General features: G+C 67.9%; 11 protein-coding genes. 9 read left to right on the top strand and 2 right to left on the bottom strand.

Annotated elements, in window-relative coordinates; translation table 11 throughout:
* Positions 1-13: 13 nt before the first annotated feature.
* The 3 genes from AAFN46_RS19240 (at position 14) to AAFN46_RS19230 (ending at position 3234) form a co-directional block, all read left to right on the top strand.
* Positions 14-571 carry a hypothetical protein gene (locus AAFN46_RS19240; protein WP_347810309.1) on the top strand — a complete coding sequence of 186 codons (558 nt, stop codon included), beginning with the start codon at positions 14-16 and terminating at the stop codon, positions 569-571.
* A 72-nt stretch (positions 572-643) separates the two neighbouring features.
* On the top strand, positions 644-2650 hold the full coding sequence (tssI, locus tag AAFN46_RS19235; RefSeq protein WP_347810308.1) for a type VI secretion system tip protein TssI/VgrG: 2007 nt from the start codon (positions 644-646) through the stop codon (positions 2648-2650).
* A gap of 35 nt (positions 2651-2685) precedes the next feature.
* Positions 2686-3234, top strand: a complete 549-nt coding sequence (locus AAFN46_RS19230; protein WP_347810307.1) for a toxin-antitoxin system YwqK family antitoxin — start codon at positions 2686-2688, stop codon at positions 3232-3234.
* 6 nt (positions 3235-3240) lie between these two features.
* On the opposite strand, the gene AAFN46_RS19225 is transcribed toward AAFN46_RS19230, so the two are convergent.
* Together AAFN46_RS19225 and AAFN46_RS19220 are read right to left on the bottom strand one after the other, a co-directional pair.
* Complete coding sequence (locus AAFN46_RS19225) at positions 3241-3633, bottom strand: DUF4280 domain-containing protein (protein WP_347810306.1); 393 nt, start codon at positions 3631-3633, stop codon at positions 3241-3243.
* Between the two features lie 107 nt (positions 3634-3740).
* Positions 3741-4325 carry a HutD family protein gene (locus tag AAFN46_RS19220; protein WP_347810305.1) on the bottom strand — a complete coding sequence of 195 codons (585 nt, stop codon included), beginning with the start codon at positions 4323-4325 and terminating at the stop codon, positions 3741-3743.
* A gap of 185 nt (positions 4326-4510) precedes the next feature.
* On the opposite strand from AAFN46_RS19220, the gene hutI reads away from it, so the two are divergent.
* From hutI to AAFN46_RS19190, 6 genes are all read left to right on the top strand, one after another.
* Positions 4511-5728 carry an imidazolonepropionase gene (hutI, locus tag AAFN46_RS19215; protein ID WP_347810304.1) on the top strand — a complete coding sequence of 406 codons (1218 nt, stop codon included), beginning with the start codon at positions 4511-4513 and terminating at the stop codon, positions 5726-5728.
* Entirely contained in the window at positions 5718-6653 is a 936-nt protein-coding gene (gene hutG, locus AAFN46_RS19210; RefSeq protein ID WP_347810303.1) for a formimidoylglutamase, read from the top strand. Before hutI ends, hutG begins: the two co-directional genes overlap by 11 nt.
* Before the next feature lie 26 nt (positions 6654-6679).
* Positions 6680-8344 carry a urocanate hydratase gene (hutU, locus tag AAFN46_RS19205; protein WP_347810302.1) on the top strand — a complete coding sequence of 555 codons (1665 nt, stop codon included), beginning with the start codon at positions 6680-6682 and terminating at the stop codon, positions 8342-8344.
* Between the two features lie 151 nt (positions 8345-8495).
* Complete coding sequence (gene hutH, locus AAFN46_RS19200; RefSeq protein WP_347810301.1) at positions 8496-10031, top strand: histidine ammonia-lyase; 1536 nt, start codon at positions 8496-8498, stop codon at positions 10029-10031.
* Between the two features lie 197 nt (positions 10032-10228).
* Positions 10229-10939: a histidine utilization repressor gene (gene hutC / locus AAFN46_RS19195; RefSeq protein ID WP_347810300.1), complete on the top strand. Its 711-nt coding sequence runs from the start codon at positions 10229-10231 to the stop codon at positions 10937-10939.
* A gap of 285 nt (positions 10940-11224) precedes the next feature.
* On the top strand, positions 11225-12460 hold the full coding sequence (locus tag AAFN46_RS19190) for an RNA polymerase sigma factor (protein ID WP_347810299.1): 1236 nt from the start codon (positions 11225-11227) through the stop codon (positions 12458-12460).
* The last annotated feature ends 13 nt before the right edge of the window (positions 12461-12473 follow it).

The raw sequence follows: 12473 nt of genomic DNA, 5'->3' as shown, positions 1-12473 counted from the left end.
GTGCTATTTTTCAGTGCTCCACGATGTTTGGATTGTGAGGTGGGGAGTGTTTTTTTATTGCGTAGAGCCGGAGCATGAAAGCATCAGTCAGGATTATTATGACTGGAAATTTACTGTTCGCAGAGGGTTTGGTCATCATCTTATATTTCCCCATGTGGACTCCTGTCTCGGCGTTATCTGTCAGCTGCCAGGTAACACAGTATTTGCTGGTCATATCAACGGCTTCTACCAGAGTGACTACTCTCCGCAGTCTCACCGAAACGCTTTTCAAAGCTTGATCCAGCAATTGAATGGGGCCGTAGTTCAGCGTGCCGCGATTTTCGGTAATGTCGGTGATGGGAACATGGAGATGGGATGGGCCGATTACATCAACTTTCCATGGGCTAACCGAGTCGAGTTCCTATCGCTGAGTTGTGCACAAGGTGTAGACGTGATGTTCGATGTCGACAGCGGTCGTCTACAGATCATGCGCTATATGGCGGGGCGAAATTATCGCCAGCGCCCGCAGCAGCAGGTGGTCGCCAATACCAATCTGTATACGATTGCCGGGTACACATTAGTAAATTGCTGAGCGCAGGGCGCTACATGCTGTCGGAGTCCTGTCTGGAAATCTCATCGTTAACCTTCCGGACACGGAGTGCTCATGTCCCGCCCCACCGACACCACCACAAGCCTGTCCCTTACCGCCTCGGCGGTAGCGGATCTCTTTCCGGAAAACCTCTCTGGCGAAGAGGGGCTGAACGAGCTGGGCAGCCTGACCCTAAATGGCTACAGCGCCACCGCCCTAACCCTGAGCAGCGCCGTGGCCACGCACCTGACCGCCGCCCTGCACAACGATGACCAGCAGCGCCCGCTGGATGCCTTATGTGCAGAAATCCGCCAGTTGCCCGGCGATGCCAGTGCCGAGCGCTACCAGCTGCTGCTGCGCCCCTGGCTGTGGTGGCTGACCCTGGCCAGCAACAACCGGGTGTTCCAGAACAAGAAGACCAGCGAGATAGTCACCGCCATCTTCGACGAGCACGGCTTCAGCGATTACCAGCTCAAGCTGAGCGGCAGCTACAGCCCGCGCGAGTACTGCGTGCAGTACGGCGAAAGCGATTTCGCCTTCGTCTGCCGGCTGCTGGAAGAGGAGGGCATCTTCTGGTTCTTCACTCATGAGGCGGGCAAGCACACGCTGGTGCTGGGCGACAGCAACGACGCCTTTCCACCCTGCCCGAACGCCACCACCATCCCCTATCTGGGCCAGCAGATGGGCGTGCGCGAACTGCACGGCATCCGCTCGGGACAGCTGTGCCGGCAGGCGGTGTCCGGCACCTACCGCGCCACCGATTACGAGTTCACCACCCCGACCACCTCGCTCTACGGCCAGGCCCAGGCGGTGGCTGGGCCGCGCATGGTCTACGAACACCCCGGCGGTTATACCGCCAAGGCGCGCGGCGATGCCCTCGGCAAGCTGCGCGTGGATGCGCTGCGCAGCGAGGAGCAGCGTTTCATCGGCGAGAGCGATTGCCGCTGGCTGGTGCCGGGGCACAGCTTCACCCTCAGCGGCCATGACGACGACGCGGCCAATATCGAGTGGGTGGTGACCCGGGTCAGCCACGACGCCAGCCACCAGCACTATCGCAACCGTTTCGAGGCGATTCCCAAGAGCATCAACTACCGTCCGCCGCGCACCACGCCCAAGCCGCGCATGCACAGCCAGACGGCCATCGTCGTCGGCAAGAGCGGCGAGGAGATCTGGACCGACCAGTACGGGCGGATCAAGATCCAGTTCCCCTGGGATCGCGACGGCCAGAACGACGAGTCGTCGTCCTGCTGGGTGCGCGTGGTGCTGCCCTGGAGCGGCAAGGGCTTCGGCATGCAGTTCATTCCGCGCATCGGCCAGGAGGTGATAGTCACCTTCATCGACGGTGATCCGGACCGCCCGCTGGTCACCGGCTGCGTGTACAACGGCGACAACACGCTGCCCTATGCGCTGCCGGCCAATCAGACCCAGTCCGGGATCAAGACCAACTCCAGCAAGGGCGGCGGCGGTTTCAACGAGCTGCGCTTCGAGGACAAGAAGGACAGCGAGGAAGTCTTCCTGCAGGCGCAGAAGGACCTCAGCATCAAGGTGCTCAACGACACCACCGCCACCGTCGGCCACGACGAGACGCTCACCGTGCAGAACGCGCGCACCCGTACGGTGAAGGAGGGCGACGAGACCGTCACCCTGGAGAAGGGCAAGCGCAGCGTGACCATCCAGACCGGCAGCGACAGCCTGGACGTGAAGGACACGCGCACGGTCAAGGTCGGCAGCGATCAGAGCCACAGCACCGGCGGCAACTACACGCACAAGGTCACTGGCAACTACGAGCTGACCGTAGACGGCAACCTGACCATCAAGGTCAGCGGCACCCTGACCCTGCAGAGCACGGGCGACTTCACCGCCAAGAGCGAGCAGAATCTCACCACCCAGGCCGGCATGGCCCTGACCGACAAGGCCGGTACCTCCCTTACCAACCAGGCCGGCACCTCGCTGGACAACAAGGCCGGCACCACCCTGACCAACGATGCCGGCATCAGCCTGACCAACAAGGCCAGCGCCGAGCAGACGGTGGACGGTGGCGGCATGCTGACCATCAAGGGCGGCCTGATCCAGGTGAACTGAATGGGCGAGACCTTCCACGCGGGGCGCAGATCGGCATGAGCGGGCGCAGCGGCAGAGTCGATCTGCGCCGCGACGAGCGGCAGCTCAGCGGCACCCTGCGCGATGGTGCGCTGGACGGTGTGCTGCGCATCGACGAGCAGGAGCGCCCGCTGGCCAGCCTCAGCTACCGCCAGGGCATTCTGCATGGGCCCTTCGTGCTGCTGCATGCCAATGGCGCCGTCGCCGCCCGCATGCACTACCAGGATGGCAAGCTGCACGGGCCCGCCACCTTCCACACGGCCGAGGGCTGGGTGCAGCGCCAGGCCAACTACCGGGGCGGACTGCTGCACGGCGAGGTCAAGACCTTCTTCGCCGACGGCGGTCTGGCGGAGTTGCAGCGCTATCACGCCGGCCGCCTGCACGGCCTGCAGCAGCGCTTTCACCCGGGCGGGCAACTGGCCTGGCGCCAGCTGTTCCAGCAGGGGCAGGGCGCCGAGGCGGAGCGCAGTTTCGCCAGCAATGGCCGCCCGCTGAACGAGCAGGGCAAGCCGATCTCGTGGTTGGCCTGGTGGTGGCAGCGCCTGACCCAGGCGCCGGAGCAGTAGGGCCGATCAGGGGATCAGCATCTGCACCTGGCCGGGGTAGGTGATCTTGATCACCCCGGCCCAGGTGCACATCAGCGTGCTGTTGGCATCCAGCGCCGGCATGTTGCCGAGCAGCACCGTGGGCGCGCCGGGTATCCAGGGACTGGCGGTGGCGGGGATGCAGGGCATCGGCGTCAGCACGCCGAGGGCCGCGGCGGTGGCGGCGGTGACCGTGGGGTTGGCCAGGCTGCTGCACATGCCGAAAGTGGTGACGTTCACCAGCGGGATGTAATCCATGATGTTGGCCGCCGGCATGCCGCCCACCAGGGTGCGGTTGACCGGTAGCACGTTGAACATCGCCGGGGCGGCGCCGAAGCTGCATTGCAGCGTGGCGCCGGAACAGACCTGCGGGCAGCCCATGTCGTCCTCCCTGTCGCTCCGTGGGCGGAGCGCTGCTGTTGCCGATATGCCTGTGGCGGCTGAGCGTGCCACCCGCACAGAGCATAGACGGCCGCGCAGGCAGCGCTTCAGGCCAGGCGCTGGAGGCAGGCGATATACAGGCAGGCGCCGCTGGCGCTGTGCAGCGCCTCGGGCGGCGGCTCGTCCTCCAGCAGCAGCCCCTGTCCCGGGCCGATTTCCAGCGTGCGCTCGGGCCAGCGCAGCTGCAGGTCGCCGTGCCGGCAGTAGATGAACAGCAGATCGGCGATCAGTTCCGGCCTCTGCGTGCCGCACAGGTGCAGGTGCTGCAAGCGGTGGCGCCAGGCGTCGCGGCGGGTCATCACGTTGAGGTCGCCGACCGGGCCGTCCAGCAGCTCGGCGCTGGCCTCGTCCTCGCCGGCGAACGCCAGGGGCGGCTGGCAGGCGCCCAGCCGATGCTCGCGGCCGGCCAGGCGCAACCGCAGGCCGTGGCCCTCGAGCACCGCCAGGCTGCGATCGACGCCGGCGAAGCGCGAGAAGGGCCCGCCGGCATCGACCTGGGCGCAGCTGATGCGCCAGGCGAAGTCGTCGAGGCCGGCCCCGGCGGGTGCCACGGCCAACTCGCGGGTGATGCCCGCGCCATTCTTCCAGGGCCGGGGCGGCGCCTGGCGGATATCCAGTCTGCGTAGCGTCATCTGGTTCGCTTCTCGATCAAATGTATATACATATCGTTATGGCGTCGAAATAGCCATAAGCCTCGTACTCTCTGGGCTTATCGCCATTTCCTGGGTTGCTTGGGGGATTCCATGCCTTTTGAGGGGCTTGACGGCTGCGGCGATTGGTTCTAAATGTATATACATTGAAACGCGAGGACAGTCCAATGCCCCTGGCTAACCCGGTGCGCCGCCTCTGGCGCGACCTCAGTCTCTTCGATGGTCTGGCCCAGTCGCCCGAACCCATGGTCATGCTGGTCGAGGGCGAGCGCATCGCCGGCCTGTGGCCCGAGCGCGAGTTCGACCCGGCGTTGGCCGCCGGTGCCGAGGAAGCCGGCCGCGGCGGGGTGATGACCCCCGGCCTGGTCGACTGCCACACCCACCTGGTGTACGCCGGCGACCGCGCCCATGAATTCGAGCAGCGCCTGGAAGGGGTGAGCTACGAGCAGATCGCCAAGGCCGGCGGCGGCATCCTCAGCAGCGTGCGCGCCACCCGCGCCGCCAGCGAGGACGAGCTGATCGCCGCCAGCCTGCCGCGCCTCGACGCGCTGCTGGCCGATGGCGTGACCACGCTGGAGATCAAGTCCGGTTACGGCCTGACCCTGGTCGACGAACTGAAGATGCTGCGCGTCGCCCGCCGCCTCGGCGAGCTGCGCCCGGTGCGTGTCACCACTACCCTGCTCGGCGCCCACGCGCTGCCGCCGGAGTACGCCGGCCGCGCCGACGACTACGTGAGCCTGGTCTGCGACGAGATGATCCCGGCGGCCGCCGAGGCTAGGCTGGCCGATGCGGTGGATGTGTTCTGCGAAGGCATCGGTTTCTCCCCGGCGCAGTGCGAACGCATCTTCCAGGCGGCCAAGGCCCACGGCCTGGCGATCAAGGCGCATGCCGAGCAACTGTCCAACCTCGGTGGCAGCGCCCTGGCGGCGAAGTACGGCGCGCTGTCGGCCGACCACATCGAGTACCTCGACGAGGCCGGCGTGCGCGCCATGGCCGAGGCCGGCAGCGTCGCCGTGCTGCTGCCCGGCGCCTTTCACGTGCTGCGCGAGACCCAGCTGCCGCCGATCGAGCTGCTGCGCCAGTACCAGGTGCCGATGGCCGTGGCCAGCGACGCCAACCCCGGTACCTCGCCGATCTGCATGCCCAGCCTGATGGCCAACCTGGCCTGCACCCTGTTCCGTCTGACCCCGCGCGAAGCACTGAGCGGCATGACCGCCCACGCCGCCCGTGCCCTCGGCCGTCCGGAGCTGGGGCGGATCGCGGTCGGCGCCCCGGCCGATCTGTGCCTGTGGGACATCCGCCAGCCGGCCGAGCTGGCCTACGCGGTGCAGGCCGGGCGCCTGCGCCAGCGCATCTTCAACGGAGTCATCACCCATGCTCGCTGATCGCATCTCCCTCGATGTCTGGACCGGGCGCACCGACCCCGAGCCGGACAGCCCGCGCTGGCACCAGCGCATCCAGCCACTGGCCGAAGCCTGCGAGCCGGGCCTGGCCCTGCTCGGCTTCGCCTGCGACGAAGGCGTGCGCCGCAACCACGGCCGCGTCGGCGCCGCGCAAGGCCCGCTGGCCCTGCGCAAGGCCCTGGCCAATCTGGCCTGGCACCGCGAAGCACCGGCCTACGATGCCGGCGACGTGGTCTGCGAGGACGGCGATCTGGCCGCCGCCCAGGCGCGTCTGGCGCGTGGCGTGTGCGCGCTGCTGGATGCCGGCCACCTGCCGCTGGTGCTCGGTGGCGGCCACGAAGTGGCCTTCGGCAGCTGGTCCGGCCTGGCCGAGCATTTCTCCGGTAACACCGCCCCGAAGATCGGCATCATCAATTTCGACGCCCACTTCGACCTGCGCGACCCGGCCCATGTGCAGTCCTCCGGCACCCCCTTCGCGCAGATCGCCGAGCAGTGCCAGGCCCGTGGCTGGCCGTTCCGCTACGCCTGCCTGGGCGTCAGCCGCGCCAGCAACACCCGCGCGCTGTTCGCCCGCGCCGCCGAGCTGAACGTGCTGGTGCGCGAGGACCGCGAGATTCGCGAGGGCGGCCTGGACGCCATCGCCGCCGAGCTTGACGCCTTCCTCGCCGACTGCGACGCGCTGTACCTGACCATCGATATAGACGTGCTGCCGGCCTGCGAGGCCCCGGGCGTCAGCGCCCCGGCCGCGCGTGGCGTGCCGCTGGCTTTGCTGGAGCCGCTGCTCGAACGCCTGAAGGGCAGCGGCAAGCTGCGACTGGTGGACTTCGCCGAGCTCAACCCGACTCACGACATCGACAACCGCACCGCCAAAGCGGCGGCGCGCCTGATTCATCTGCTCAGCCTGTGAGCGCCGCACAACAAGAGGAAACCGCTGTGACCACCCAATACCGCGACGTCGAAATCCGCGCCCCGCGCGGCACCCAACTGAATGCCAAGAGCTGGCTGAGCGAAGCGCCGCTGCGCATGCTGATGAACAACCTCGACCCGGACGTGGCCGAGAACCCTAAGGAACTGGTGGTGTACGGCGGCATCGGCCGCGCCGCGCGCAACTGGGAGTGCTTCGACAAGATAGTCGAGACCCTCAAGGAGCTGAACGACGACGAGACCCTGCTGGTGCAGTCGGGCAAGCCGGTCGGCGTGTTCCGCACCCACAAGGACGCGCCGCGCGTGCTGATCGCCAACTCCAACCTGGTGCCGCACTGGGCCACCTGGGAACACTTCAACGAGCTGGATGCCAAGGGCCTGGCCATGTACGGCCAGATGACCGCCGGCAGCTGGATCTACATCGGCAGCCAGGGCATCGTCCAGGGCACCTTTGAGACCTTCGTCGAGGCCGGTCGCCAGCACTACGGCGGCAACCTCAAGGGGCGCTGGGTGCTCACCGCCGGTCTCGGCGGCATGGGCGGCGCCCAGCCGCTGGCCGCCACTCTGGCCGGCGCCTGCTCGCTGAACATCGAGTGTCAGCAGAGCCGCATCGACTTCCGCCTGCGCAGCCGCTACGTCGACGAGCAGGCCAGCGACCTGGACGACGCCCTGGCGCGCATCGCCCAATACACCGCCGAGGGCAAGGCCATCTCCGTCGCCCTGCTGGGCAACGCCGCCGAGATCCTGCCGGAACTGGTCAAGCGTGGCGTGCGCCCGGACATGGTCACCGACCAGACCAGCGCCCACGACCCGCTCAACGGCTACCTGCCGATCGGCTGGACCTGGGAACAGTACAAGGATCGCGGCAAAACCGACCCGGCCGCGGTGGTCAAGGCCGCCAAGCAGTCGATGGCCGTGCACGTGCAGGCCATGCTCGACTTCCAGAAGATGGGCGTGCCGACCTTCGACTACGGCAACAACATTCGCCAGATGGCCTTTGAGGAGGGCGTGGCCAACGCCTTCGACTTCCCCGGCTTCGTCCCGGCCTATATCCGTCCGCTGTTCTGCCGTGGCGTCGGTCCGTTCCGCTGGGCGGCGCTGTCCGGCGACCCGCAGGACATCTACAAGACCGACGCCAAGGTCAAGGAACTGATCCCGGACGACGAGCACCTGCACCGCTGGCTGGATATGGCCCGCGAGCGCATCAGCTTCCAGGGTCTGCCGGCGCGTATCTGCTGGGTCGGCCTGGGCCTGCGTGCCAAGCTGGGCCTGGCGTTCAACGAAATGGTGCGCAGCGGCGAGCTGTCCGCGCCGGTGGTGATCGGCCGCGACCACCTGGACTCCGGCTCGGTATCCAGCCCCAACCGCGAGACCGAGGCGATGAAGGACGGCTCCGACGCCGTGTCCGACTGGCCGCTGCTCAACGCCCTGCTCAACACCGCCAGCGGCGCCACCTGGGTCTCGCTGCACCATGGCGGCGGCGTGGGCATGGGCTTCTCCCAGCACTCCGGGGTGGTGATCGTGTGTGACGGCAGCGACGAGGCCGCCGCCCGTATCGCCCGCGTGCTGACCAACGACCCGGGCACCGGCGTCATGCGCCATGCCGATGCCGGTTACCAGATCGCTGTCGACTGCGCCAAAGAGCAGGGCCTCAAGCTGCCGATGATCGGTTGAGGTTTGCCCGCGGCCTGCTGTTCGTCTGCCAGACGACGCAGCGGCCGCGGGTGGCTGACTGACTCTTTGTAAACTCCGCGTCCTCGGCCATAGGCACAACCTCTGGCTCCAGCTCGCTAGGCTTTAACCAAGCTCTGTGGAAGAACCCAACATGAACACTCTGAACCTGAAACCCGGCCAGCTGACCCTGGCCGACCTGCGCGCCGTCTACCAAGCCCCGGTGCGCCTGACCCTGGACGCGAGCGCCCACGAGGCGATCGAGGCCAGCGTCGCCTGCGTCGAGAACATCATCGCCGAGGGCCGCACCGCCTACGGCATCAACACCGGTTTCGGCCTGCTGGCCTCGACCCGCATCGCCAACGCCGACCTGGAGAAACTGCAGCGCTCGCTGGTGCTGTCGCACGCCGCCGGCATCGGCGAGCCGCTGGACGACGCCATGGTGCGCCTGATCATGGTGCTGAAGATCAACAGCCTGGCGCGCGGTTTCTCCGGCATCCGGCGCAAGGTGATCGAGGCGCTGATCGCCCTGGTCAATGCCGAGGTCTACCCGCATATCCCGCTGAAGGGATCGGTCGGCGCCTCCGGCGACCTGGCGCCGCTGGCGCATATGTCGCTGGTGCTGCTGGGTGAGAGCCAGGCGCGCCACAAGGGCCAGTGGCTGCCGGCCAGCGAGGCCCTGGCCATCGCCGGCCTGGAGCCGATGACCCTGGCCGCCAAGGAGGGCCTGGCCCTGCTCAACGGCACCCAGGCATCCACCGCCTACGCCCTGCGCGGCCTGTTCGAAGGCGAAGACCTGTACGCCGCCGCCAGCGTCTGCGGCGCCCTCAGCGTGGAAGCCATGCTCGGTTCGCGCTCGCCCTTCGATGCGCGCATCCACAACGCCCGTGGCCAGCGCGGGCAGATCGACGCCGCCAGCGCCTTCCGCCACCTGCTCGGCGCCAGCAGCGAGATCGGCCGCTCCCACGCCGCCTGTGACAAGGTGCAGGACCCCTACTCGCTGCGCTGCCAGCCGCAGGTCATGGGCGCCTGCCTGACCCAGCTGCGCCAGGCGGCCGAAGTGCTCGGCGTCGAGGCCAACGCGGTGTCGGACAACCCGCTGGTGTTCGCCGCCGAAGGCGAAGTGATCTCCGGCGGTAACTTCCACGCCGAGCCGGTGGCCATGGCCGCCGACAATATCGCCCTGGCTATCGCCGAAATCGGCTCTCTCAGCGAACGTCGCATCTCGCTGATGATGGACAAGCATATGTCGCAGCTGCCGCCGTTCCTGGTGGCCAATGGCGGGGTCAACTCCGGCTTTATGATCGCCCAGGTCACCGCCGCCGCGCTGGCCAGCGAGAACAAGGCGCTGGCCCACCCGCACAGCGTCGACAGCCTGCCGACCTCGGCCAACCAGGAAGACCACGTGTCGATGGCGCCGGGCGCCGGCAAGCGCCTGTGGGAGATGGCCGCCAACACCCGCGGCATTCTCGCCGTCGAGTGGCTGGGCGCCTGCCAGGGCCTGGACTTCCGCGAAGGCCTGAAAAGCACGCCGGCCTTGGAGCAGGCCCGCGCAGTGCTGCGCGCCAAGGTGCCGTACTACGTCGAGGACCGCTTCTTCGCCCCGGACATCGCCGCGGCCAACGAGCTGCTCGGCGAGCGCGTGCTGAGCCCGCTGCTGCCGGCCGGGCTGCTGCCCTCCCTGGCATAAGGCTAGGCGCTGCGCCCCCTCTCCCTCCGGGAGAGGGCAGGGGTGAGGGCGGATGGAAAATGCCGCGCGAATGTTCACCCTGCGCAGGGCCTTTCGGTGTACTGCCCTGCGGGCGAGTACACCCTACAGATTCGCCCTCTTCCGTGCAGGCTAGAGGGCGTTATCATCTGCGCACCGGGCATTTCCAAGGAGCCGCCGTGACCAGCACCACCCCGCGCTACAAGGCGATCGAGGACTTCCTGCTCGAACGCATCCACGGCGGCGCCTATCCGGTCAATCATCAGATTCCCCCCGAGGAGCAGCTAGCGCGTGACTTCGGCGTCAGCCGCATGACCGCCAACAAGGCCATCCAGAACCTGGTGCAGCGGGGCTTCCTGATCCGCCAGGCCGGCCTCGGCACCTTCGTCACCGACCGCAAGGCCGAGTCCTCGCTGCAGGACGTGCTCAACATCGCCAGCGAGGTGCGCGCCCGCGGGCGCCGCTACAGCAACGACGTGCTGCGCTGCGAGGCGCTGGCCGCCGACGACGAGGTGGCCCTGCGCCTCGGCCTGCGCCTGGGCGCCCAGGTGTTCCACAGCATCCTGGTGCACCGCGAGGACGGCGTGCCGATCCAGCTGGAGGATCGCTTCGTCAACCCGCGCTGGGTGCCGCACTACCTGGAGACCGACTTCTCCCGCCACACGCCCAACGAGGTGCTGGTGGCCAGCTGTCCCATCTCCGACGTCGAGCATGTGGTCGAGGCCGTGCTGGTCGACGCGCAGACCGCCGCCTGGCTGGATATCGACCCGGGCATGCCCTGCCTGAGCGTGGTGCGCCGCACCTGGTCGGGCGAGCATCTGGTCAGCTATGCGCGGCTGATCCACCCGGGCGATCGCTACAAGCTGCGCTCGCGCCTCAAGCGCGGCTGAGGCTCAGAACCTGTCCACAGTCTGGCGATCCGGCTGTGGTCACTCGGTAGGTCGTGCGGCGGGCAGGCGACAAGCTGCTCGAGGAGAGCGGGCCTGTGCGCGTCGTCTACCAAAGCGAGGCAACCGGACAACTCCTGAAGCGGCGGCAGCTACTCGGCGCCGAAACTGCCAGGCGCTGGTGCAGGGCTGAGCAGTCGCGGCGGGAGCGGGCGGCTCGTCGGGCGCATATCCTGCCCGCGCACGAGCCGCTACTCTGGTAGCTCGTCTGTCCAGGGAAGCGTCAGCATGATCGTCTCACCCGATGCCTTCGAGGCCCGTATCGGCCAGCTCTATCGCGAGGAGTCGCGCCGGGTGCTGGCCACCCTGATCCGCCTGCTGGGCGACTTCGACCTGGCCGAGGAGGCCCTGCACGAGGCCTTTCGCGCCGCCATGGAGCAGTGGCCGGAGCAGGGCGTGCCGGACAACCCGCGGGCCTGGCTGGTCTCCGCCGGGCGCTTCAAGGCCATCGACCAGCTGCGCCGGCAGACGCGTTTCCAGGCTCTCGATGATGTCGAGGAGCCCGTGGGCGGCGAGGCCTGGGATGGCGAGCGCCTGGAGGACGACCGCCTGCGCCTGATCTTCACCTGTTGCCACCCGGCCCTGGCGGCCGACGCCCAGGTGGCGCTGACCCTGCGCGAGGTCTGCGACCTGACCACCGAGGAGATCGCCAGCGCCTTCCTGGCTACGCCGCCGACCATCGCCCAGCGCATCGTGCGGGCCAAGAACAAGATCCGCGACGCGCACATCCCCTACGAGGTGCCCGGCCGCCGCGAGCTGCCGGAGCGCCTGGAGGCGGTGCTGCGGGTGGTCTACCTGGTGTTCAACGAGGGCTACTTCGCCAGCAGCGGCGAGTGCCTGACCCGCCAGCACCTCAGCGCCGAGGCCATCCGCCTCGGCCGCCTGCTGCACGAGCTGCTGCCGCAGGCCGAGGTGAGTGGCCTGCTGGCGCTGATGCTGCTACAGGAGTCGCGGCGCGCCGCGCGCAGCGATGCCGAGGGCCTGCCGATCCTGCTCGAGGAGCAGGACCGTGGCCTGTGGGATCGCCAACTGATCGCCGAGGGCCAGGCGCTGATCGACGCCGCCTTCGCCGCTGGCGAGATCGGCCCCTACTGCCTGCAGGCCGCCATCGCCGCCCTGCACGCCGAGGCGCCCAGTGTCCCGGCCACCGACTGGGCGCAGATAGTCGGCCTCTACGACGTGCTGCTGGGCGTCGCGCCCTCGCCAGTGGTCGAGCTCAACCGCGCCGTGGCGCTGGCCATGCGCGACGGCGCCGAGGCCGGCCTGCGCCAGGTGGAGGCGATTCTCGAGCGTGGCGAGCTGGCCGATTACCACCTGGCCCACGCGGCGCGTGCCGATCTCAATCGTCGCCTGGGCCGCTGGGGCGAGGCGCGCAACGCCTACCAGCGTGCTTTGCAGCTGAGCCAGCAGGGCATCGATCGGCAGTTTCTCGAACGGCGTCTGGCCGCGCTGCCGAGCGCCTGAAATTTTTTTTCGC

Origin of the sequence: Pseudomonas sp. CAU 1711 (assembly GCF_039888625.1) — a bacterium.
In the GTDB taxonomy this organism is placed as follows: domain Bacteria; phylum Pseudomonadota; class Gammaproteobacteria; order Pseudomonadales; family Pseudomonadaceae; genus Aquipseudomonas.
The sequence above is the reverse complement of the archived record's forward strand: the minus strand, read 5'-3'. Positions and strand labels throughout refer to the sequence as shown.